The organism is Amycolatopsis sp. NPDC051758 (assembly GCF_044453095.1).
Lineage (GTDB): Bacteria > Actinomycetota > Actinomycetes > Mycobacteriales > Pseudonocardiaceae > Amycolatopsis.
The window spans coordinates 26,021-47,743 of sequence record NZ_JBITCJ010000028.1 but is presented as its reverse complement, the minus strand read 5'-3'; the positions used below and the strand labels follow the sequence as shown (position 1 = coordinate 47,743).

General features: G+C 70.2%; 26 protein-coding genes. 12 read left to right on the top strand and 14 right to left on the bottom strand.

What is annotated here, in order from left to right:
- Positions 1–90: 90 nt before the first annotated feature.
- The 4 genes from ACIA5G_RS53340 to ACIA5G_RS53325 all read right to left on the bottom strand — a co-directional run bounded on the left by ACIA5G_RS53340 (position 91) and on the right by ACIA5G_RS53325 (position 4,408).
- A complete protein-coding gene (locus tag ACIA5G_RS53340) occupies positions 91–1,752 on the bottom strand; it encodes a cytochrome bc complex cytochrome b subunit (protein ID WP_395938184.1) in 1,662 nt (553 codons plus the stop codon).
- Positions 1,749–2,903, bottom strand: a complete 1,155-nt coding sequence (locus ACIA5G_RS53335) for a ubiquinol-cytochrome c reductase iron-sulfur subunit (protein ID WP_395938182.1) — start codon at positions 2,901–2,903, stop codon at positions 1,749–1,751. Before ACIA5G_RS53335 ends, ACIA5G_RS53340 begins: the two co-directional genes overlap by 4 nt.
- A complete protein-coding gene (locus ACIA5G_RS53330; protein ID WP_395938180.1) occupies positions 2,900–3,718 on the bottom strand; it encodes a c-type cytochrome in 819 nt (272 codons plus the stop codon). The genes ACIA5G_RS53335 and ACIA5G_RS53330 overlap by 4 nt, the downstream gene beginning before the upstream one ends.
- Before the next feature lie 66 nt (positions 3,719–3,784).
- Positions 3,785–4,408, bottom strand: coding sequence for a heme-copper oxidase subunit III (locus ACIA5G_RS53325; protein ID WP_395938178.1), 624 nt, complete (start codon positions 4,406–4,408; stop codon positions 3,785–3,787).
- Positions 4,409–4,513: 105 nt separating this feature from the next.
- On the opposite strand from ACIA5G_RS53325, the gene ACIA5G_RS53320 reads away from it, so the two are divergent.
- The 3 genes from ACIA5G_RS53320 to trpD all read left to right on the top strand — a co-directional run bounded on the left by ACIA5G_RS53320 (position 4,514) and on the right by trpD (position 6,433).
- A complete protein-coding gene (locus tag ACIA5G_RS53320; RefSeq protein WP_395938176.1) occupies positions 4,514–4,927 on the top strand; it encodes a hypothetical protein in 414 nt (137 codons plus the stop codon).
- A 61-nt stretch (positions 4,928–4,988) separates the two neighbouring features.
- Positions 4,989–5,393 carry a hypothetical protein gene (locus tag ACIA5G_RS53315; RefSeq protein WP_395938174.1) on the top strand — a complete coding sequence of 135 codons (405 nt, stop codon included), beginning with the start codon at positions 4,989–4,991 and terminating at the stop codon, positions 5,391–5,393.
- A 5-nt stretch (positions 5,394–5,398) separates the two neighbouring features.
- Entirely contained in the window at positions 5,399–6,433 is a 1,035-nt protein-coding gene (gene trpD, locus ACIA5G_RS53310; RefSeq protein ID WP_395938172.1) for an anthranilate phosphoribosyltransferase, read from the top strand.
- On the opposite strand, the gene ACIA5G_RS53305 is transcribed toward trpD, so the two are convergent.
- Positions 6,434–7,336 (bottom strand): DMT family transporter, encoded by a 903-nt coding sequence (locus ACIA5G_RS53305; protein ID WP_395938170.1) that lies wholly within the window; start codon positions 7,334–7,336, stop codon positions 6,434–6,436.
- An 83-nt stretch (positions 7,337–7,419) separates the two neighbouring features.
- Between ACIA5G_RS53305 and ACIA5G_RS53300 the strand changes: the two genes are divergently transcribed.
- Positions 7,420–8,379, top strand: a complete 960-nt coding sequence (locus ACIA5G_RS53300; protein WP_395938186.1) for a GlxA family transcriptional regulator — start codon at positions 7,420–7,422, stop codon at positions 8,377–8,379.
- Between the two features lie 54 nt (positions 8,380–8,433).
- On the opposite strand, the gene ACIA5G_RS53295 is transcribed toward ACIA5G_RS53300, so the two are convergent.
- Together ACIA5G_RS53295 and coxB are read right to left on the bottom strand one after the other, a co-directional pair.
- A complete protein-coding gene (locus ACIA5G_RS53295) occupies positions 8,434–8,862 on the bottom strand; it encodes a cytochrome c oxidase subunit 4 (protein WP_395938168.1) in 429 nt (142 codons plus the stop codon).
- A 32-nt stretch (positions 8,863–8,894) separates the two neighbouring features.
- The gene (coxB, locus tag ACIA5G_RS53290; RefSeq protein WP_395938166.1) at positions 8,895–9,839 is read right to left on the bottom strand and encodes a cytochrome c oxidase subunit II; all 945 of its coding nucleotides are present in this window, start codon (positions 9,837–9,839) and stop codon (positions 8,895–8,897) included.
- 184 nt (positions 9,840–10,023) lie between these two features.
- On the opposite strand from coxB, the gene asnB reads away from it, so the two are divergent.
- On the top strand, positions 10,024–11,958 hold the full coding sequence (asnB, locus tag ACIA5G_RS53285) for an asparagine synthase (glutamine-hydrolyzing) (RefSeq protein ID WP_395938164.1): 1,935 nt from the start codon (positions 10,024–10,026) through the stop codon (positions 11,956–11,958).
- Position 11,959: 1 nt separating this feature from the next.
- The gene (locus tag ACIA5G_RS53280) at positions 11,960–12,616 is read left to right on the top strand and encodes an alpha/beta fold hydrolase (protein ID WP_395938163.1); all 657 of its coding nucleotides are present in this window, start codon (positions 11,960–11,962) and stop codon (positions 12,614–12,616) included.
- Between the two features lie 39 nt (positions 12,617–12,655).
- On the opposite strand, the gene ACIA5G_RS53275 is transcribed toward ACIA5G_RS53280, so the two are convergent.
- Together ACIA5G_RS53275 and ACIA5G_RS53270 are read right to left on the bottom strand one after the other, a co-directional pair.
- On the bottom strand, positions 12,656–13,222 hold the full coding sequence (locus ACIA5G_RS53275) for an RICIN domain-containing protein (protein ID WP_395938162.1): 567 nt from the start codon (positions 13,220–13,222) through the stop codon (positions 12,656–12,658).
- Between the two features lie 107 nt (positions 13,223–13,329).
- The gene (locus ACIA5G_RS53270) at positions 13,330–14,319 is read right to left on the bottom strand and encodes a carbohydrate kinase family protein (RefSeq protein ID WP_395938161.1); all 990 of its coding nucleotides are present in this window, start codon (positions 14,317–14,319) and stop codon (positions 13,330–13,332) included.
- Positions 14,320–14,466: 147 nt separating this feature from the next.
- Here ACIA5G_RS53270 and ACIA5G_RS53265 point away from each other — a divergent pair, with 147 nt between their 5' ends.
- Complete coding sequence (locus tag ACIA5G_RS53265) at positions 14,467–14,637, top strand: hypothetical protein (RefSeq protein ID WP_395938159.1); 171 nt, start codon at positions 14,467–14,469, stop codon at positions 14,635–14,637.
- A 68-nt stretch (positions 14,638–14,705) separates the two neighbouring features.
- Here the strand turns inward: ACIA5G_RS53265 and ACIA5G_RS53260 are convergent, their stop codons facing one another.
- Positions 14,706–15,083, bottom strand: coding sequence for a HesB/IscA family protein (locus tag ACIA5G_RS53260; RefSeq protein WP_395938157.1), 378 nt, complete (start codon positions 15,081–15,083; stop codon positions 14,706–14,708).
- A gap of 144 nt (positions 15,084–15,227) precedes the next feature.
- On the opposite strand from ACIA5G_RS53260, the gene ACIA5G_RS53255 reads away from it, so the two are divergent.
- From ACIA5G_RS53255 to ACIA5G_RS53245, 3 genes are all read left to right on the top strand, one after another.
- Positions 15,228–15,875, top strand: a complete 648-nt coding sequence (locus ACIA5G_RS53255; RefSeq protein ID WP_395938155.1) for a DUF3043 domain-containing protein — start codon at positions 15,228–15,230, stop codon at positions 15,873–15,875.
- A gap of 336 nt (positions 15,876–16,211) precedes the next feature.
- Entirely contained in the window at positions 16,212–16,430 is a 219-nt protein-coding gene (locus tag ACIA5G_RS53250) for a hypothetical protein (RefSeq protein ID WP_395938153.1), read from the top strand.
- 59 nt (positions 16,431–16,489) lie between these two features.
- Positions 16,490–17,479: an aldo/keto reductase family protein gene (locus tag ACIA5G_RS53245; RefSeq protein WP_395938151.1), complete on the top strand. Its 990-nt coding sequence runs from the start codon at positions 16,490–16,492 to the stop codon at positions 17,477–17,479.
- Here ACIA5G_RS53245 and ACIA5G_RS53240 read toward each other — a convergent pair whose 3' ends face one another.
- From ACIA5G_RS53240 to ACIA5G_RS53230, 3 genes are read right to left on the bottom strand one after another with little or no spacing between them, the layout of a single operon-like run.
- A complete protein-coding gene (locus ACIA5G_RS53240) occupies positions 17,480–17,692 on the bottom strand; it encodes a hypothetical protein (protein ID WP_395938149.1) in 213 nt (70 codons plus the stop codon).
- A complete protein-coding gene (locus ACIA5G_RS53235; RefSeq protein ID WP_395938147.1) occupies positions 17,685–18,527 on the bottom strand; it encodes a phosphoribosylaminoimidazolesuccinocarboxamide synthase in 843 nt (280 codons plus the stop codon). The genes ACIA5G_RS53240 and ACIA5G_RS53235 overlap by 8 nt, the downstream gene beginning before the upstream one ends.
- Positions 18,524–19,273, bottom strand: coding sequence for a GntR family transcriptional regulator (locus tag ACIA5G_RS53230; RefSeq protein WP_395938145.1), 750 nt, complete (start codon positions 19,271–19,273; stop codon positions 18,524–18,526). The genes ACIA5G_RS53235 and ACIA5G_RS53230 overlap by 4 nt, the downstream gene beginning before the upstream one ends.
- A gap of 139 nt (positions 19,274–19,412) precedes the next feature.
- Here ACIA5G_RS53230 and ACIA5G_RS53225 point away from each other — a divergent pair, with 139 nt between their 5' ends.
- A complete protein-coding gene (locus ACIA5G_RS53225; RefSeq protein ID WP_395938143.1) occupies positions 19,413–19,874 on the top strand; it encodes a hypothetical protein in 462 nt (153 codons plus the stop codon).
- 3 nt (positions 19,875–19,877) lie between these two features.
- Here the strand turns inward: ACIA5G_RS53225 and ACIA5G_RS53220 are convergent, their stop codons facing one another.
- Complete coding sequence (locus tag ACIA5G_RS53220) at positions 19,878–20,555, bottom strand: 2-C-methyl-D-erythritol 4-phosphate cytidylyltransferase (protein WP_395938141.1); 678 nt, start codon at positions 20,553–20,555, stop codon at positions 19,878–19,880.
- 75 nt (positions 20,556–20,630) lie between these two features.
- On the opposite strand from ACIA5G_RS53220, the gene cobT reads away from it, so the two are divergent.
- Positions 20,631–21,707, top strand: a complete 1,077-nt coding sequence (cobT, locus tag ACIA5G_RS53215) for a nicotinate-nucleotide--dimethylbenzimidazole phosphoribosyltransferase (RefSeq protein WP_395938139.1) — start codon at positions 20,631–20,633, stop codon at positions 21,705–21,707.
- Positions 21,708–21,723 lie beyond the last annotated feature (16 nt).

Below are 21,723 nucleotides of genomic sequence, written 5' to 3'. Positions count from 1 at the left end.
CGTGTGGACTAGAACCGCCGACGAAATCCTGGACAGCCTCGCCGGCTACTGCACCCAGATACTTACGACGCGAACCTCTAACTCGGATCACTAGTGGTCCGAGCCCTTGGCGGTCTCGACGCTCTCGATCTCGCCGTGCTGCCCGTTGCCGTTCGAGTGACCGTTGCCGTGGGCCCGCTGCAGCGCGGCGGTCTCCTCGGCCGGGTCCGGCGACCAGAACGTGCCCGGGACGGCCTGACCGGCCGAGCCCAGCTTGTTCATCTTCTTCGGCACGGACGCGCCCTGGTACTCGAGCGGGACCGCGTGGCCGTGGCTGTCGACCCCGGCGAGCGGCTGGTGGATCTCGATGAACTCACCGTGCGGCAGCCGCTTGATGATGCCCGTCTCGACGCCGTGCTCCAGCACCTCGCGGTCGGCCCGCTGCAGGCCCAGGCAGAGCCGGTAGGTCAGGTAGTACGCGATCGGCGGCACGATCAGCACGCCGATGCGCCCGGCCCACGTCGTCGCGTTCAGCGAGATGTCGAAGCTGTCCGCGATGATGTCGTTGAAGCCGGACAGCTCGATGACCATGAAGAAGCCCAGCGCCATCGCGCCCAGCGCCGTGCGGACCGGGACGTCCCGGGGCCGCTGGAGCAGGTTGTGGTGCGCGACGTCCTTGGACAGCTTCCGTTCGAGGAACGGGTAGGTCAGGAACAGGCCGAACAGGATCGGCATGCCGACCGCGCCGGGGAAGAACACCGCCGGGATCGTGTAGTTCCCGAGGTAGACCTCCCAGGCCGGCCAGATCCGGAGCATGCCGTCAGCCCAGGCCATGTACCAGTCAGGCTGCGAGCCCGCCGACACCTGAGCCGGGTTGTACGGGCCGAAGTTCCACACCGGGTTGATCTGGAACAGGCCCGACATCAGCGCCAGCACCCCGGTGACCAGGGTGAAGAACGCCCCGCCCTTCAACGCGAAGTACGGCATGATCCGGACACCGACGACGTTGGTCTCCTTGCGGCGCACCCCCGGGAACTGCGTGTGCTTCTGGTACCAGACCAGCGCCAGGTGCGCCCCGACCAGGGCGAGCATGATGCCCGGCAGGAGCAGGATGTGCAGCGTGTACAGCCGCGGGATGATCTGGTCGCCGGGGAACTCCCCACCGAACAACGCCCAGTGGATCCAGGTGCCGGCCACCGGCACCGACAACACGATGCCCGACAGCGTCGCCCGGATACCGGTGCCCGACAGCAGGTCGTCCGGCAGCGAGTAGCCGAAGAAGCCCTCGAAACAGCCCAGGATCAGCAGCAGACCACCGATCACCCAGTTGGCCTCACGCGGGCGCCGGAACGCGCCGGTGAAGAAGATCCGCAGCATGTGCACGGCCATCGACGCGACGAAGATCAACGCCGCCCAGTGGTGCAGCTGCCGCATGAACAGGCCACCGCGGACGTCGAACGAGAGGTCCAGCGTGGTGCGGAACGCCTGGGACATCTCCAGGCCCTGCATGTTCTTGAAGCTGCCCTGGTAGACGACCTCCTGCATGGAGGGGTCGAAGAACAACGTCAGGTACACACCGGTGAGCAGCAGGATGATGAAGCTGTAGAGCGCGATCTCGCCGAGCAGGAACGACCAGTGCGTCGGGAAGACCTTGTTCATCTGGTGCCGCAGGCCCTTGGCCGCGTGGTACCGCTGGTCCGCGTTGTCCGCGGCCTCGCCCAAGTGCCGTTCGACGGCACTCGCGCCCTTGGTCGGCGTGGTGAGTGAACTCATGACTTACGCTCCCAAAAGGCCGGACCGATGGCCTCGATGAAGTCGCCTCGCGCGATCAAGTATCCCTCTTCGTCCACCGTGATCGGTAGCTGGGCCAGCGGACGCGTCGCCGGGCCGAAAATCGGCTTGGCGTAGTGGAGCGCGTCGAACTGCGACTGGTGGCACGGGCACAGGATGCGATTGGTCCGCTGCTCGTACAGGGAGGTCGGGCAGCCGACGTGGCTGCAGATCTTCGTGTACGCGTAGTAGTCGCCGAAGTTGAAGTCCTCCTGGCCGGCCCGCTTGACCACCTTGGCGGCGTCGGTCGGGCGCAGGCGGATCAGCATGACGGGGTTGTCGATCCGGGTCAGGGCGGCGGCCAGCAGCTCCGGCTTGTCCTTCTCCGAGTCCCGGTACGGGAAGACCGTCTCCATCGCGCCGGCGTCGAGGTCCTCGGCCTTGACCAGGCTGACCTCTTCGCCCTCTTCCAGCGGCTTGCCGGTGTCGCGGCGGAGGTAGACCTTCTCGCCGGGGAAGTTCGGCAGCCAGCCGGTGTGCCACAGGGACGCCCGGTTCTCGGTGTCCTTCCACGGGTCCTTGATGAAGGACGCGAGCGGCAGCGCGGCGGCCGCGAGGCCCAGCGTGCCGGCGCCGGCGATCGCCGAGCGCTTGATCAGCGACCGGCGGGCGATGGTGCTGCGGTTCCCGGCGTCGGCCAGGTGCGCGAGGAGCGTCTGGCGGTCGACCTCGGGCGAGCCCTTGCCTTCACCGTCGTGGCGCTCCTGCACCGCGACCTCGGCGGGCACGAACTTCTTCGTGTACAGGATCACGCCGATGCCCAGGCCGAGGATGGCCAGGCCGAGCGTGATGCCGAGCATCGGGGTGTACAGGCTGTACCAGAAGTGGCCGCTCTCGTTGTCCGGCGCCTCGTACTTCCACGGCCACCAGATCAGCGAGACGACGAACCCGAGCCCGGCCAGCGCGGACAGGGCGAACCAGAACGCGACCAGGCGCTCGGCCCGCTTCTCCGCCCGGGTGCCCTCCACGGGCCACGGCGTCGGGTACTCGACGATCTCGACACCGTCGAGCTGCCCGCCCAGCTTCACCAGCTGGTCGCGGTCCATCTCAGCCAGCTCCGCCTCCGTCGGCGGCTTAGGCCCCTCGGCACTCATGCCTTCGATCCAATCCACAACGTCGCGCCGATCAGCGCGGCGATCCCGACGATAAAGGCGATGACGCCCTCCGAGGCGGGGCCGACCCCGCCGAGGCCGTTACCACCCGGGTCATTGTTGCCGTCGGACACCGACTTCACGTAGGCGACGATGTCCTTCTTCTCCTCCGGCGACAGCTGCCGGTCGGAGAACTTCGGCATGTTCTGGGGGCCGGTGAGCATGGCCGTGTAGATCTGCTCTTCGCTCGCCGGGTCCAGGTTCGGCGCGTACTTGCCCGCCGACAGCGCGCCGCCGCGGCCGGTGAAGTTGTGGCACGAGGCGCAGTTGAGGCGGAACAGCTCGCCACCGCGGGCCGGGTCGGACCCGCGCAGGGCCTCGCCCTTCTCCGCGGGACGCTGGGCGCCGCCGCCGTGCGACTGGATGAACGCGCCGACCGCGTCGATCTCGGCCTGGGTCAGCTTCGGCGGCTTGCGCGCGGCCTGCGCCTCCTGGCGCGCGGCGGGCATGCGGCCCGAAGAAGTCTGGAAGTACACCGCGGCGTCGCCGATGCCGATGAGGCTCGGGCCGCGGTCCTGCACACCTTCGAGGTTCGCGCCGTGGCACGCGATGCAGGTGTTGTTGTAGACCTGCTCGCCGAGGCGCAGCTGCGCCGGCGTGCCCTGGGCCTGCGCGGTCTGCGGCTCGGGGGCGAACACGGCGTACAGGGCGCCGGCGCCCACCAGCGCGATACCGAGCGCGAGCAGGCCGGCGAACCGCCTCCGCAGCTTCGACCGCGCGCGGTAGCGGCGCTCCGAGGACTTGGTGCTGGTGGTCATCTTGCGGCAACCCTTGCTGTCAGTTCAGGCCGATGGAGAAGGTGGTGGCGGCTGGCGGTGCGGGCCTCACGGCAGGAGGTAGATCACACCGAACAGGCCGACCCACACGATGTCGACGAAGTGCCAGTAGTAGGACACGACGATCGCCGACGTGGCCTGGGCGGGCGTGAACTTGCTCAGTTTCGTGCGGATGAGCAGGTACACGAAGGCGATGAGCCCGCCGATGACGTGCAGGCCGTGGAACCCCGTCGCGAGGTAGAAGACCGTGCCGAACGGGCCGGACGGGATCGTCATCCCCTCTTCGACCAGGTTGTGGTACTCGTTGGCCTGGCCGCCGACGAAGATCGCGCCCATGATCAACGTGATGATGTACCAGCGGCGCAGCCCGTAGACGTCACCGCGCTCGGCGGCGAACACGCCGAACTGGCAGGTCAGCGAGGACAGCACGAGGATCACCGTGAACGGGATCGCGTACGCCACGTTGAGGTGGAACTCTTCGCCGTGCAGCGGCGGCGGCCACTGCTGCGTGGAGTTCTGCGCCTTGACCGTGAAGAACATCGCGAAGAGTCCGGCGAAGAACATCAGTTCGCTGGACAGCCACACGATGGTGCCGACACTGACCATGTTCGGCCGGTTCAGCGAGTGAACCCGCTGACTGATGGTGGGAGCTGCCGTTGTCACGGATCGCATTATGTCCTCCCGCACCGCCGTCCCGCCGGGTGGGTCCACGGCAAGTCGCGTGCGGGGCCGATCACACCCCCGGAAACCGCCACCGCGGAAAGGTGAGAGCTACTCATGGGTTTACTCGACCGGCTGCGTGACCTGGTCAAGAAGCACGAAACCGCCGGTCTGACGCCTGAAACGCCCGGGTTGAAGATCGTCGCCGAAGCCTTCGACCCGGTGGTCGCGGACTCCGCCGTGCTCGCCGGTTCACCCACCTGGGTCAGCACGGCACCGGCCGTTCTGCGGCACCACCTGCTGCTTCCGCCGGGCCGGCTCGCCGAAGCGGCGTCGATCCTCGCCCAGGACGGCTACGACCTGCGAGAAGAGTCACCCGAAGGGGATCGGACGCGGGTGCTCGCGGTGCGCGTCCAGGTGCTCGACGCGCTCCACTGCGCCCAGGAACGGTCCCGGATGGCGGGCTTGGCGCAGCGGCTGGGCGGCGACGCGCTGGGCTGGGACGCGCTCCAGCCGGAGCCGACCGCGTGATGTCGGTCTCGGCCGATACGATCGGGGCGAGTCAAGCTTTGACGAGACGGAGGCAGCTCAAATGGCCGAGCGGGCGATGCGGGTCCTGGTGTTCAGCCACAAGCCGGAAGTGCGCGAGGCGATCGTGAACGCCGTGGGCCGGCGGCCTGCCGCCGACCTGGGCCGCGTGGAGTACGTCGAAGCGGACGGGATCGCGGACGTGCTGTCCGAAGTGGACGCGGGGCACGTCGACCTGGCGATCCTCGACGGCGAGGCGCAGCCGACCGGCGGCATCGGGCTGTGCCGCCAGCTGAAGGCGGAGATCGCCCAGTGCCCGCCGATCGTGGTCGCGGTGCGGCGCAAGGACGACCGGTGGCTGGCAACCTGGTCGCAGGCGGACGCCGTGCTGGTGCACCCGCTGGACCCGCTGACCGCCGCGGAGACCGTCGCCGACGTGCTGCGACGGGTCCCCGTCGTGAACGGCTGAGCCCGGTGACCACTCCGGTCCCCCGCACCTGGCCGCCGCTGCTCAAGCAGCTCATCGCACGCGTCGACCTGTCCGAGGACGACACGGCGTGGGCGATGGACCAGATCATGAGCGGCGCGGCGAGCCCGGCGCGGATCGCCGGGTTCGCGGTGGCGCTGCGCGCCAAGGGCGAGACGCCGTCGGAGATCGCCGGGATGGCGGCGACGATGCTGGCGCACGCCCGGCGGGTCGAGCTGGACCGCGCGGCCGTCGACATCGTCGGCACCGGCGGGGACGGCTCGAACTCGGTGAATATCTCGACGATGGCGACCATCGTCACGGCCGCGGCGGGCGCGCCGGTGGCCAAGCACGGCAACCGCAGCGCGTCGTCGAAGTCCGGCGCGGCCGACGTCCTGGAGACACTGGGGGTGCAGATCTCGCTGCCCCCGGAAGACGTCCAGCGCAGCCTCACCGAGGTCGGCGTGGGGTTCTTCCTGGCGTCGGCGTTCCACCCGGCGCTGCGCCACGCCGGCCCGGTGCGCAGTGAGCTCGGCGTCCCGACGACGTTCAACCTGCTCGGCCCGCTGACCAACCCGGCCCAGCCGGGCAGCGCGCTGATCGGCTGCGCGTACCCGGACAAGACGCGGGTGCTGGCCGAGGTGTTCGCCCGGCGCGGCACCACGGCCCTGGTCGTCCGCGGTGACGACGGCCTCGACGAGATCACCACGACCACCACGACGTCGGTCTGGCTGGTTTCGGGCGGCACCGTCACCGAGCAGACCCTCGACCCGGCTGCCCTGGGCATTTCCCGGGCGACGGCGGCGGACCTGCGCGGTGGTGACGCGGCGGCGAACGCCGAGGTCGTCCGCGAGCTGGTGGCCGGCAAGGCGGGCCCGGTCCGCGACGCGGTCCTGATCAACGCGGCGGCCGCGCTGGCGGCGTTCACGGGCTTCTCGGGGTCGTTGGAAGACGATCTGCGGGCCGGCCTGACGCGCGCCGCGGAGGCCATCGACTCGGGTGCCGCGGCGGCGCTGCTGGACCGCTGGATCGCCTTCCGCTGATCACTGCTGCCGGACCGGCGTCCGGGGGACCTCGGGCGCCGGCTGGGTCCGGCGCTGAGGCGCCAGCGCCGCGGCCAGCACCGCGAGCATGCCCAGCGCTTCCGGCCAGGTCGGACGGTGGCCGTAGAAGGCGATGTCGACCAGCACGGCGACCACCGGGTAGACGTAGGACAGCAGCGCCACCGTCGTGGTCGGCAGGTTGCCGATGCTGGCGTAGATGAGCACGTACATCAGGGCCGTGTGGACGGTGCCCAACAGCACCAGCCAGAGCAGTCCCGACGGCGTCGACGGCAGCGGCGTGACCAGCAGCACGGGCGCCAGCACCACGGCGCCGACCGTCGTCTGGACGGCCGCGAGCAGGTGCGGGCGGATGTGCTTCAGCTGCTTCGCGACGAAGGACGCGCCGGCGTAGAGCAGTGCCGCGCCGAGGGCCAGGCCGATTCCCGCGAGCTGCACGGGCTTGCCGTCCTCACCGTGGGCCGAGAGGGAGATCAAGGCCACACCGCCGAACGCGATCCCGGCCCGGACCAGGTGGCTCTTGGCGACCTTCTCCCCGAGGAAGGCCGCCGCCAGGCCGACCAGGATCAGCGGCTGCGTGTGGTAGACGACCGTGCTGACCGAAATCGACGACAGCGCGTACGACGCGAACAGCAGCACCCAGTTGCCGACGAGGAACAGCCCGCCCAGCACGGCCAGCCCGAGGTCGCGGCGCGACGGCCGCCAGGCCTGCAGCCACCCGCGGGAGAGGCACCAGATCACCAGCAGCGCCCCGCCGACGAAGCAGCGGGCAAAGGCCACCGCCGGGGCGGCCGCGCCGCTCTCGAGGACAACGGCGCCGATCGTGCCGGACATCGCCATCGCCGCGGTCCACTGCAGCAGCGGGCGGGTTTCCGAGTTCATCATGACGACCAGGTTCGTCGCACTCGACCCGGCCGACCAGTGTCAGAGATGACAACGACCGCAAAACTTGTGACATGCTGACGGCCATGGACGTCAACCGGGTCGCGGTGGTGCTCGCCGACCACGTTTCGCCGTTCGAGCTGGGTGTCGCGTGTGAGGTGTTCGGCACCGACCGCAGCGCCGACGGCATCCAGGGCTGGGACTTCGGCGTCTGCTCGCCGGGCGGCTCACCGGTGGCCAGCTGGTCGGGCTTCGGGCTGTCCGGTCTGCGGGACCTCGACTTCGCGGCGTCGGCCGACCTGCTGATCGTGCCGACGTGCGCCCCGCGGACGGCGCCGCCTCCTGAGCCGGTGCTCGACGTCCTGCGGGACGCGGCCGGGCGCGGCGCCTGGGTGGCGGGGTTCTGCGCGGGTGTCTTCACGCTGGGCTACGCGGGCCTGCTCGACGGCCGCCGCTGCACGGTCCACTGGGTGTACGAGCCGGAGTTCCGGGCCCTCTTCCCGACGGCTTCGGTCGACCCGCAGGCGCTGTACATGGACGACGGCGGCATCCTGACCAGCGCGGGCACGGTCGCCGCGGTCGATCTGTGCCTGCACCTGGTCCGCCGGCTGCGCGGGGTCGCGGCGGCCACCACACTGGCGCGCCGGATGGTCGCGGCGCCGCATCGCACGGGCGGCCAGGCCCAGTTCGTCCAGGCCCCGGTCCCGGCCACGGCGGCCGCCGACGACGCGGTGGTCGCGGAAGCCCTGGAGTGGGTGGAGCGGCGGCTGGACCAGCCGTTCACGGTGGCGGAGCTGGCCCGCCGCAGCGGCCTGGGCGAGCGCACGTTCCTCCGCCGCTTCTCGGCGGCGACGGGGACCACGCCGCACCGGTGGCTGACGGAGCGGCGGCTGGATCGGGCTCAGGCGCTGCTGGAAGAGGGCCGGCTGTCGGTGGAGGACATCGCGACGGCGTGCGGGTACGCGTCAGCGGCGGCGCTGCGGCACCAGTTCACCCGGCTGCGCGGCACGAGCCCGTCGTCCTACCGGACGGCCTTCCGGGGCTGAGCACAGAACTGGCCGCCGCGCCGAAGCGCGGCGGCCAGTCCGGAAACTCGCAGGTCAGTCCTGGTGCGACGGGCCCGTGTGGTACTCGAACACCAGCCCGCCGATGGTGATCAGCAGCGCGACCAGCGCGATGACCAGCAGCCAGATGTGGAAGAACGCCAGCGCCAGCGCGGCGAGGGCCGCGGTGGCCGCCATCGAGACCGGCCAGTAGCTGCCCGGGCTGAAGAAGCCCAGCTCACCGGCGCCGTCGCTGATCTCGGCGTCCTCGCGGTCCTCAGGGCGCGGCTCGATGCGCCGGGCGACGAACTGCATGTAGCTGCCGGCCAGGAACGCCAGGCCACCGGTGAGGATCAGCGCGACGATGCCCACCGGCTCGGGCTTGCCGCCGAAGTCGGTGTCCACGACGGCCCACACCCAGTACACGCCCGCCATGAGCACGGCGAAGATCGCCACGATGAAGAAGATGCGCGCTTCGACCTTCATGGGTCTTTCCTACTCCCTGTGTGCCTGCGGCGTCAGTTCGACGCGGTCCGCGCCGTGCGGTCGGTGTTGAACGGCTGGGTGGTGACCGCGTGCGGGGTGCACAGCTCGCCGCAGTTCATCTTCGTCAGCGCTTCGGAAGCGGTGAAGGTCTGGCCGGTGGCCGGGTTCACCTGCTTGCGCAGCTGGATGTACTGGTCGAACTTGTCCGCCGACAGCGCGCGGACCTCGAAGTTCATCACCGAGTGGTACGTGCCGCACAGCTCCGCGCAGCGGCCGACGAACGAGCCTTCGCGGTCGATCTTGTTCTGGAAGGAGCTGTCCTGGTTGTTCTTGTCCGGGTTCGGGAAGACGTCCCGCTTGAAGTGGAACTCGGGCACCCAGAAGGAGTGGATGACGTCGGTGGAGAGCAGGTCGTACTGGATCGTCTTGCCGACCGGCAGCACCAGCAGCGGGATCTCGCCGGACGAGCCGACCGTGCTGACCTGGCCGCTGCCGTCGGGCTTCGCCGCGTTGGCGTCCTCGTACTTGAACTCCCAGTTCCACTGGAAGGCCACGACCTGGACCTTGACGTCCGGGTTGTCGACCTCCTTCAGGACCTTGTCCTCCGTCGTCGCGGTGAAGGCGAACAGGACGCAGACCATGATCGTCGGGACGATGACCGTGAACAGCTCGAGCGGGATGTTGTACTGGAACTGCCGGGGCAGCTCCTCCGGCTCGCCGTCGACGGTCTTCTTCTTGCGGTGGAACGTCGCGGTCCAGAAGATCAGGGCCCACACGATGACACCGACGACCAGCGCCGCGACCACGGTCCAGGTCCAGAGGTTGCGCATCTCGGTCGCCTGCTCGGTGACACCCACCGGCCAGCCGAACCGCAGGATCTCGTCGCCGGAGCAGCCTGTCGCGGTCAACGCGACCAGCACGGCCAGCGCGGCTACGCGCACGGTCCGCTTACCCAGGGTGCGCTCGGGTTTTCCCACTGCGCCTCGCCCTTTCACCCAGAGCCTCCTACGACAGATCTTTGTGACAGGCCGGAGCCTAGCCGAGTTGGCGCATCCCGCTGACCAAGGGGTAACCATCGACGCGCGTGGTCCTCGCCACGGCCCGCCCGGCATACTGGGCGCTCCCCAGCCCCACGAAGACCCTGAAGGTGTGTGAGTACCCGTGTGCGGCCTGCTTGGACTGATCTGCGCGACCGAGACCGGCGCCGCGAACGCGCGTGACGCCGTCGGCGCGGCCATGCGCTGCCAGCGTCACCGCGGCCCCGACGAGCAGGACACCTGGGCCGACGCCGAGGTCGTCTACGGCTTCAACCGGCTCGCCTTCATCGACGTCGAGCACGCCCACCAGCCCCTGGTCTGGGGGCCGCCGGAGGCGCCGGGCCGCTACACGATGAACTTCAACGGCGAGATCTACAACTACCTGGAGCTGCGGGCCGAACTCGCCGAGAAGCACGGCGCGAAGTTCGAGACCGAAGGTGACGGCGAGGCCATCGTCGCCGGCTTCCACTACCTGGGCGCCGACTGGGTGACGCGGCTGCGCGGGATGTTCGCCTTCATGATCTGGGACTCGCAGGAGAAGCGGGTCTTCGGCGCGCGCGACCCGTTCGGGATCAAGCCGCTGTTCTACTCGGCCGGCCCCGGCGGCGTGGCGTTCTCCAGCGAGAAGAAGAGCCTGCTGGAGCTGTCGGACACCCTCGGCGTCGCGCAGGAGCTGGACCGCAAGGCCCTCCAGCACTACCTGGTCCTGCAGTACGTGCCCGAGCCGGAGTCGCTGCACACCGCGATCCGCCGGGTCGAGTCCGGCACCTCGTTCGAGGTGGTCCCCGGCGGTGAGGTGAAGTTCACCCGCTACTTCCACCCGCAGTTCGCCACGAAGCCGGTCAACGGGCCGGCCGAAGCCGAAGCGCTGTACGAGCGCATCGCCGATGTGATGCGCGACTCGGTCGGCAAGCACATGATCTCCGACCCGGACGTCACCGTCGGCGCCTTCCTCTCCGGCGGCATCGACTCCACGGCCACCGCCACGCTGGCCAAGGAGCACAACCCGAACCTGATCGCGTTCACCACCGGGTTCGAGCGCGAGGGGTACTCCGAGGTCGACGTCGCCGCGGAGTCGGCCGCCGCGATCGGCGTGAAGCACGTCGTCCGCACGGTGACCGCGGACGAGATGATGGAGGTGCTGCCGCTCATCGTCTGGTACCTCGACGACCCGGTGGCCGACCCGGCACTGGTGCCGCTGTGGTTCATCGCGCGCGAGGCCCGCAAGCACGTCAAGGCGGTGCTGTCCGGTGAGGGCGCGGACGAGCTGTTCGGCGGTTACACGATCTACAACGAGCCGATTTCGCTGGCGCCGTTCGAGAAGATCCCGGGCGGCATGCGGAAGCTGATCGGCAAGGTCTCCACGAAGATCCCGGAGGGCACCCGCGGCAAGGACCTGCTGCGCCGCGGCGCGCTGCCGCTGGAGGACCGCTACTACGGCAACGCCCGCAACTTCCGCGACGACCAGCTGCGCAACGTGCTGAAGACGTACCAGGAAGGCATCGGCTTCAAGGACGTCACCGCGCCCTGGTACGACGTCTCGCGCGGCTGGGACCCGGTGGCCCGCATGCAGCACGTCGACCTCTACACGTGGCTGCGCGGCGACATCCTGGTCAAGGCGGACAAGGTCACCATGGCGAACTCGCTCGAGCTGCGGGTGCCGTTCCTGGACGCCGAGGTGTTCAAGGTCGCCGCTTCGATCCCGTTGGACCAGAAGCTCGCGCACGGCACGACGAAGTACGCGCTGCGCCAGGCGCTGGCCAAGATCATCCCGGCGCACGTGCTGAACCGCCGCAAGCTCGGCTTCCCGGTGCCGATCCGGCTGTGGCTGCGCAACGAGATGTACGACTGGGCTCGCGGGATCATCAACGACTCGAAGACCGAGGAGCTGCTCGACAAGAAGGCGATCCTGGCGCTGCTGGAGGAGCACAAGGCGGGCCAGCTGGACCGCAGCCGCCAGCTCTGGGCGCTGATCGTGTTCATGCTGTGGCACGGCATCTTCGTCGAGCACCGGATCAAGCCGGAGATCCCGGAGCCGGTGTACCCGGTCAAGCTCTGAAGTGGACTTCGTCCTCCTGCACGGCACGACCCAGACGCCCCGCGGCTGGGACCTGCTGGCGCGGGAACTGAAGGGCCACAACGTCTTCGCCGTCGACCTGCTGTCCGATGTGGACACGTCGACGGTGCCGGCCATCGCGACGTCCGTCCGGCGTGGGCTGCCGGACGTGCGCGAGCCCGTCGTGGTCGCCCACTCGGGATCGGGGGTGCTGCTGCCCGCGGTCGCCGCGGCGCTCGGCGCGTCCCGGCTGGTGTGGGTGGGCGCCTACATCCCCGACTTCGCGGGCGGGCGCAGTCTCGCCGAGGAGGCCGCGGCGGGCGTCACGGAGATGTTCCACCGCGAGTGGGTCGGCGTCGACCCGACGGGTGACCCGGCGCTCGCGGACCGGTTCCTGTTCCACGACTGCCCGCCGGACGTGCGGGAGTGGGCCCACGGGACGCTGCGGCTGTTCCACCCGCCCGCGCTCCCGGCCCACCCGGCGAGCCCCGCACCCGCGATCCCGTCGACGGTGGTGGTGCCCACGGCCGACCGCACGCTGCGCCCGGACTGGATGGCCCGCGCAGCGCGCGAACGGCTGGGTGCCGAGCCCGTCGAACTGGACGCGGGGCACTGCCCGCACGTGTCCCGCCCGGCCGAGCTGGCCGCCCTGCTGACGTGACAGCGGCCGCGCTCCGGCGGGGCCGCTGTCACCCGGGTGTCAGTGCCACCACTGGTTGGTGCCGCCCGCGACGAAGTCCCACAGCTGCCCCCGGTTGCCGGCGGCGGTGGTGACCTGCGAGGCCTCCAGGTACCGCCCGTACCTCGCGTTCTGCAGCCGCAGGTAACCCTCGGGGTTGACGGTCGCCGCCCACCACTGGTTCTGCCCGCCGGCCACGAAGTCCCACAGCTGGACCGCCGTGCCGTTCGCTCCGCCGGTGGCGGTGCCCGCCTCGAGGTACCGCTTGGTGACGATGTTCTGGAACCGGTAGTAGCCCTCCGGGTTGCGGGTGACGTAGAACGCCTCGACCGCGGTGTTCCCGCACGGCCCGAGCCACATCGGGGCGCCGTTGTGCCAGATGTCGTCCCGCGGGTTGAGGCAGCCCCCGGTCCACCCGCTCACGAGGTGGTAGGCGGGGTGCGCGGGATCGGCCGCCGGGCCGGTGTAGAGCGTGAGCTGGATGCCCGGGATGGGCGAGTCCGCGGCGCTCGCCTGCGGCGCGACGACGAACGTGAGCAGGCTCACCGCGATCGCGACAGCCGCGGCCAGGCGTCTCTTGACGGTCATGTGTCCCCCTCGACGGAGATCCGCCCCCCTGACGGTCTCCCGACCGTCATCTTCCACCTGGGGCGGACCTCCGTCGAGCGGATGTCCGGCTGCGGCAAAAACCCAGGTCAGGCCGGCAGGACCGCCGAGATGTCGGTGGCCGCCTCCGGGCCGAACGCCTCGCCGATGCGGGCCAGCGCGTCCGCGCGGTCGAGCGTCCACTCCTGCGTGCCGATCGTCTCCAGCACCAGCACCGCGATCAGCGAGCCGAGCTGGGCCGCGCGCTCCACGTTCAGGCCGCCGTCGAGCCCGGCCAGGAAGCCCGCACGGAAGCCGTCGCCGACGCCGGTCGGGTCGGCCTTGGCGCGCTCGGGCACCGCACCGATCTGCAGGGCGACGCCGTCCTTGCCGACGATCTCGACGCCCTTCTCCCCCAGCGTCGTGATCCGCACGCCGACCTGGTCGAGGACGTCGGCCTCGGTCCAGCCGGTCTTCTGGAGCAGCAGCTCCCACTCGTAGTCGTTGCTGAACAGGTACTTCGCACCGGCGACGAAGTCGCGGGCCTGCTCACCGGTCATCCTGGCCAGCTGCTGCGACGGGTCGACGGCGAAGGTGTAGCCGCGCTGGCGGCACTCCTCGGCGTGGCGGACCATGCCCTCCGGGTCGTCCGGGCTGATCAGCACCAGGCTCAGCGCGCCGGCGCGCTCGGCGATCGGCTGCAGCTCGATGTTGCGGGACTCGGCCATCGCACCGGCGTAGAACGTCGCGATCTGGCAGAGGTCCTGGTCGGTGGTGCACACGAAGCGCGCGGTGTGCGCGACCTCGGACACGTGCACCCCGGAGGTGTCGACGCCGTGCCGCTCCAGCCACGAGCGGTAGTCCGCGAAGTCGGCTCCGACGGCGCCCACGAGCACCGGCTGCACGCCGAGCACCCCGAGGCCGAACGCGATGTTCGCGCCGATGCCGCCGCGCCGGACGACGAGGTCGTCGGCGAGGAAGCTCAGCGAAACCCGGTGCAGCTGCTCCGCGACCAACTGCTCGGCGAACCTGCCTGGGAAGTGCATGAGGTGGTCGGTTGCGATACTGCCGGACACCGCGATCCTGGCCTTGTCTGCCACCGCTGCTCCTTTGTGCTCGACCTCACGGCAAAAGGCGCGAAGTTACCCCCGGGTCATGACCCATCCGGGTAGTTCGCGCACGCCCACCCGACACTACCGGCTGGTACTCCTTCTCCAGTCGTGAGCGGATCAATAGCGTTACGAATCGTGAACGCCGTCACCGAACCCGAGACCCTGTCCGAGCTGATCGCCGACTGCGCGCTCATCCCGGCGGCCCTGCAGGCCGAGAACCTGCCGCTGCCCCGCGTCACGGCCGAGCCGTGGGAGGTCGACGAGGCCTGCCACGCGCAGGTCGCGGAGCTCGACGCCTACGTGTGAGTCCACAGCAACGAAGAAGGCCCCGCCTCCCTTTCGGGGGGCGGGGCCTTCTTACGTCCGGCGCCGACTCAGTGGAACGAGTCGCCGCAGGCGCAGGACCCGGTCGCGTTCGGATTGTCGATCGTGAAGCCCTGCTTCTCGATCGAGTCCACGAAGTCGATGACGGCTTCCGACACGTACGGCGCGCTCATCCGGTCCACGGCGACCTTGAGGCCGTCGAAGTCGCGGAACAGGTCGCCGTCGAGCGTGCGCTCGTCGAAGAACAGCTGGTAGCGCAGCCCCGCGCAGCCACCGGGCTGGACGGCGATACGCAGGTGCATGTCGTCGCGGCCCTCCTGCTCGAGCAGGGCCTTCGCCTTGGCAGCCGCGGTGTCGGTCAGCGTGACGCCGTGGGTCTCTTCGGCGGTCTCGGCCTGCGTCGCGCCGGCGTGCTCAGCGGTCGTCATGGCACTCCCTCTAGGTTCGAACTCACTGCGGATACTCCTGGTGCCTTACGTCCAACACCCGGTGCGTCCGATCTGTTCCCCATCATGGTCGCACATCGATCGACCTGGTGAACGGCGGCGTGACGCCTGCAATACCCTGGTGAGGTGAGGTTCCTGCGCCGAAGCACCACAGACACCGCCGCCGACGAGCCGGCCGCGACCGAATCCGTCGACGTCGGCGGCAAGTCGTTCACGCCGGGTAAGGGCAAGGCCACGCCCAAGCGGCGGGAGGCGGAGGCGAAGCGCCGGGGCCCGGTCGCGCCCCCGCCGACCACGATGCGCGAGGCGATGAAGCGCAACAAGGAGTTGCGCAAGGCGAACCCGCAGACCAAGGAAGACCGCCGGGCGGCGGCGAAGGCCCGCCGCGAGGCGATGATGCGGGGCGACGACAAGGCCCTGCTCCCGCGCGACCGCGGCCCGGTGAAGGCGTACGTCCGCGACCTGGTCGACTCGCGGCGCAACCTGCTCGGCCTGTTCATGCCGCTGGCGATCCTGGTGTTCCTGGCGCTACTGGTGCCGCTGCCCCAGGTGCAGTCGTACATCACGCTGCTGTGCACGGCGATGCTGCTGGTGATGGCGATCGAAGGCTTCGTGAACGGGCGCAAGATCGCGAAGCTGGTCCGGGAGAAGTTCCCGAAGGAAGCGGTGGGCGGCCGGTCGATCGGCTGGTACGCGTTCGTGCGGGCTTCGCAGATCCGCAAGCTGCGGGTGCCGAAGCCGCGACTGAAGCCTGGGGACCCGATCCCGAACTGAGCTGATTTCGAGAAGGCGGGTGGAGCGAGCCTCCACCCGCCTTCTTGCTGTCCGCGACCGCTCGGAGCCCACAGGCGTTTCGTCAAACTGCGGTATCTTGGAGCGCGCAGCATCGGGAGCTGAAGTTAGTACCTGCGCCAAAAGGTACGGACTCGCGGTTCCCGCGGCTCGACAGGCTTTTGATCTCGATCTCAGCAGAGGCTATGGGCGTCGATCGGCTTCCCAGGCAGCCGTCCGGGATCGATGCCCACGAAGTTCTGGCAGTGAGTCGGCGACAGCAAGCACACCCTGAACTGCCGGCGGGCGCCCCGGATCCCGCTGCGGTGAGGGCTGCGCGTGTCGTTCGAAGTCGTCCTGTCCCGGGTTGCCGGGATGTCCGCAGCGAGCCTGTGGGCAGTCGCCGCCATCCTGGTCGTCGTCTTCCTCGGCGCCTGGCTGATCTATCGCCTCCACCTCTCGAAGCGCAAGGACGGTGAGCGCTTCCGGCTCAAAATGCCCTTCTTCGAGATCGAGAGCGGCCCACCGTCGGAAGAGAAGGACGAACCGCCGAAGTGAAGCTGGAGTCACTCCAGGGTCGTTAGCAAAGCAAACGATTACCGCCTAAGCTCACCACCATGGAGTTTCGTCGTCTCGGCCGCAGCGGCCTCAACGTCAGTGAAATCTCGTACGGGAACTGGCTCACCCACGGTTCCCAGGTCGAGGAAGACCAGGCGCACGCCTGCATCAAGGCCGCCCTCGACGCGGGGATCACGACCTTCGACACTGCAGATGCTTACGCCAACACCGCCGCCGAGTCCGTGCTCGGGCGCGGCCTCAAGGGGCAGCGGCGCGAGAGCCTGGAGATCTTCACCAAGGTCTTCTGGCCCACCGGCCCCAAGGGGCCCAACGACAAGGGCCTGTCCCGCAAGCACGTCATGGAGTCCGCCAACGCGAGCCTCGAGCGCCTCGGCACCGACTACCTCGACCTCTACCAGGCGCACCGGTTCGACCGGACCGTTCCGCTCGAAGAGACCATGCTCGCCTTCGCCGACCTCGTCCGGCAGGGCAAGGTGCTCTACGTCGGCGTCTCGGAGTGGACGGCCGAGCAGATCAGCCGCGGCGCCGCCCTCGCCCGCGAACTGAAGATCCCCTTCGTCTCCAACCAGCCGCAGTACAACATGCTCTGGCGGGTCATCGAGGACCAGGTCATCCCGGCTTCCGAGCGCGAAGGCCTGAGCCAGATCGTCTGGTCGCCGATCGCGCAGGGCGTGCTGACCGGCAAGTACCAGCCCGGCCAGGACTACCCCGCCGGCTCGCGCGCCACCGACGAGAAGGGCGGCGCCAACATGGTCGCCCGCTTCCTCGACGAGAACGTCCTCAAGCGCGTCGCCGAGCTGGAGCCGCTCGCGAAGCAGGCCGACCTGAGCCTCGCTCAGCTGGCCGTCGCGTGGGTGCTGCAGAACCCGAACGTCGCTTCGGCGATCATCGGGGCTTCGCGCCCGGAGCAGGTGCACGAGAACGTCAAGGCCGCCGGCAAGAAGCTCGACGCCGACCTGCTGACCGCCATCGACGACGTCCTCGGTGACGTCGTCGAGCGCGACGCGAGCCTGACGAAGAGCCCCTAGCTAGTCCTGGTTGATCCGGCCCTGGAACGGCACGTCGAGATCGAGCGCGTCTTCCGGGGCCAGCCGGGGCTCGAGCCCGAACCCGCGCAGGAGGCGGCTGGCGCCGGCCAGCCGGTCGCCTCCGCGCCCGGGCAGGCGCGAAGGCTCCAGGCCGCGCTCGGTGAGCAGGCTCTCGACGTCGTCGATCAGCTGGTACGGGTCGAAACTACCCACGGACCCAGGTCTTCCCCGTGATCCGCTCGTACACCTCGGTGTAGCGCCGCCGCGTCTGCTCGACGACGTCGGCCGGGATCTCGGGGCCGGGCGGGGTCTTGTCCCAGCCGGTGGTGAGGGACCAGTCGCGGACGTACTGCTTGTCGAACGCGTGCTGCGGGCGGCCCGGCTCCCACTGGTCGGCGGGCCAGAACCGCGACGAGTCCGACGTCAGGACCTCGTCGCCGAGGGTCAGGGTGCCGTCGGCGTCGAAGCCGAACTCCAGCTTCGTGTCCGCGATGATCACGCCCTGCTTCGCCGCGTGCTCCGCGCCCTTCGTGTAGATCTCCAGCGTCAGCTCGCGAAGCCGCTTCGCGGCGTCCTCGCCGATCTCGCTCATCACCTCGTCGAAGGTCATGAACTCGTCGTGCCCGGTGTCGGAGATCTTCGTGGTCGGCGTGAAGATCGGCTCCGGCAGCTTGTCGCCCTCGAGCAGCCCCGGCGGCAGCGCGACGCCCGAGATCTTGCCGTCGCGCTGGTACTCGCGCAGGCCCAGGCCGGCGAGATGGCCACGCGCGATGCACTCGACCTGGATCATCTTCAGCGGCTTGCAGCGCATCGCGCGCCCGGCGAACTCTTCCGGTACGTCGGTGGTCGACACCACGTGGTTCGGGACGACGTCGGCCATCCGCTCGAACCACCACGCGGACAGCTGGTTGAGCAGCGCACCCTTGTCCGGGACCGGCGTCGGCAGCGACACGTCGTAGACCGAGACGCGGTCGGACGCGACGAGCAGGATGTCCCCGCCGTCGAGCTCGTACAGGTCACGGACCTTGCCCGCGTGGATGTGCTTCATTCGCCGTCCTCAGTCGTGTACTCGTAGAAAACCCAGTGGTCGGGCAAGGCGGCGGATTCACCGTACTCGACGACCGTCCCGTCGGCCGCCAGGAAGGTGCTCCGGCCGAGCAGCACCGGCGACCCGGCGGGCAGCTCGAGCTCGGCCGCCTCCGCCTCGCTCGCCCGGCCCGCCGCGTGCCGTTCTTGCGTGGTCACGATCTTCGTGCCCAGCCGGGCCGCCGCGTGGGCCGCGGTGCCTTCGACGATCCGCTCCGGCACCAGCAGCGCCGGCGCCTTCGCCGACAACGCGCCGTCGAACCACGAGGTCGACGTCGACAGCGGGCGCGAATCCGGCCCGTAGGTGGTGCGCCGCCGGCGGACCGCCGGGGCGCCCTCCTCCAGGCCCAGGGCGGCCGCGGCCCGCTCGGACGCCGGCTCGAGGCCGGCCGAGCGGATCACGGCGTAGTGGCCGGGCGGGTAGATCCGGCCGGTCCGCGCCGAGGCGGTGCTGCGGTCGCGGGCCGTGCGGTGCAGGCCGCCGCGGTCGACGACCGTGCCGACGCCGCGCACCGGGCGCACCAGGCCCTGGGAACGCAGGGTGGCCAGCACCTTGGTGGCCGTCGCCATGGCGACGGCCCACGTGCGCGCGATCTCGCGCGCGGACGGCACCGCGTCGCCCTCCTGCAGCCGGCCGGACAGGATGTCGTCACGAATCCGGCCCGCGATCTGCAGGTACGGCGGCTCAGGACGGTCGAGGGTGGGCAAGGCGGCTCCTCACAGGACGACGCACGCACAAGTGTTCTAGCACGCCGGAGTGTGTCCCACAAAGCCCTGTTCAGAACCACCCAGGTGTACTAGTACACGCGCTGGACTGCGCTCTAGTACGCAAGTTACCCTCGAAAGTGTGTCCCCGCCCACACCTCACCTCGGTTCGAGCGGCCCGGGCCTCGAGGAACTCCTCGAGGAGCTCCGGCGCCGCAAATGGGTGCTGCACCTGTTCGGCGGCCGCGAGGCGCCGGAGATCTACGCCGCGGTACACCGGTGGCCGACCTGCGCGGACGTCATCATCCTCCGCGACGAGCACCGGGCCAGCGCCTACCGCGTGCCGACGTTCCCGGGCACGGACGTGTTCAGCCCGCGGGTCGTCACCTGGCAGTACCACGCCACCCCGGTGTGGGCGCTGCGGGCGGTGCTCACGCTGGCGGAGCCCGGCACCCCGGGCGCGCCGCTGCAGGCACTCCGGCCACAGCCGGAGTGCCACATCCCGCCGGAGCTGCGGCGGGACGTCACCATCCGGCCGACCAGCAGCACGACCGAAACCGAGGAAGAGGGGGACGACGGCGGCGGCCCGCCCGCGTGCGCCTAGAGCTCAGCGGGCGAGCAGCCGCTCCGCGGCCACCAGGTCGTGGGGATAGGTGATCTTGAGGTTCTCGGGCGCCCCCGGGACCCACCGGATCGGCAGCGAGGAGAACCGTTCCATGCACGACGCGGTATCGGTACCCAAGAAGCCTTCGCGTTCGGCCTTCTCGTAGGCCTCGAGCAGCGGTCCGGCCCGGAAGCCCTGAGGCGTCTGGACGCGGATCGCGCCGGGCACCTGGGCGACCAGGTGCCCGGCATCCACCCCGACGACGTCGTCCGCGGCCAGGCCCGGCACAGCCCCCCCGTCCTCGCGTGTCCGGGCCAGCACCGCGCCGACCAGATCGGAGTGGACCAGCGGCCGGGCCGCGTCGTGCAGCAGCACGGCGTCGACCCGGCCGCGTGTTATGCGCGGAGCGAGGTGGCGCAGCGCGTTGAGCTCGGACGCCTGGCGCGTGTCCCCGCCGTGCACGACCTCGACGTCCCCGTCGACGACCTCTTCGGCGAGTTCGCGGTCCTGTGGCCGGATCACCAGCACCAGCACCCCGATGCCGGGAACGCGCTTGAAGGCGTCCAGCGACCACGCCACCACCCGCCGTCCCGCCAGGGGCAGGTAGACCTTGTTCAGCTTCGCGCCGACGCGGGTGCCCGCGCCACTGGCCAGCACCACCGCGGCCGCCGTCGTCTCCACGAGCCGCGAGACTACCGGTGCCGCCCGGCCGGTAGGTTGGCCACAGCGTTGCCGTGGTTAGAGAAAGGGCCTGGTGTGGAGCCGGAAGACATCGAGTTCCCCGAGATCACCCCGCCCGACGACCACGCGCGGTCCGCGGCGATCGTGTTGCACGACAAGCTGGTGAAGCCCGCCGGGTCGCTCGGCCGGCTGGAGGAGCTGGGCGTCTGGATCGCGGCCTGCCAGGGGCAGTCGCCGCCGCGGCCGTTCACCCGGCCGCGGGTGGTCGTGTTCGCCGGGGACCACGGCATCGCCGCGAAAGGTGTTTCGGCCTATCCCGCCGAGGTCACCGCGCAGCTGCTGGGCACGATGCTCACCGGCGGCGCCGCGATCAACGTGCTGGCCGCCGCCGCGGGCGCGAGTGTCCGCGTGGTCGACATGGCCGTGGACTCCGAAGCGCCGGCGACCCGCTCGATCGGCGAGTTCAAGGTCCGCCGCAGCTCCGGCTCCATCGACGTCGAGGACGCGCTGAGCGACGCCGAGGTCAAGGCCGCCGTCCGGGCCGGGATCACGATCGCCGACGCCGAGGTCGACGGCGGCGCGGACCTGCTCATCCCGGGTGACCTGGGGATCGGCAACAGCACGCCGGCGTCGGTGCTCGTCGCGGCGCTGACCGGCAGCGAGCCGGTGGCCGTCGTCGGGCGCGGGTCCGGCATCAACGACGACGCCTGGATGCGCAAGGCCACCGCGGTGCGCGACGCCCTGCGCCGGGCCCGCGCGGTGCTGGCCGACCCGCTCGCCCTGCTGCGCACCACGGCGGGCGCGGACATCGCGGCGATGGCGGGCTTCCTCGCCCAGGCCGCGGTCCGGCGGACGCCGGTGGTGCTGGACGGGCTCGTCGCGTGCGCCGCGGCCCTGGTCGCCGAGGACCTCGCCCCCGGCGCGCGCCGCTGGTGGGTGGCCGGGCAGCGGACCGCCGAGCCGGCCCACTCCCTGGCGCTCGAGCACCTGGACCTGGGCCCGCTGCTGGAGCTGGACGTCCGGCTCGGCGAAGGCACCGGCGCGGTGACGGCGTTGCCGCTGCTGATGATGGCCGCGCGCGTCCTGGCCGAGACGGCGACCCACGAGCAGGCCGGGGTGTCCGGCCCGCTCATCCCCGCCACCGCCACCTGACCTGAAATGCCGTGAA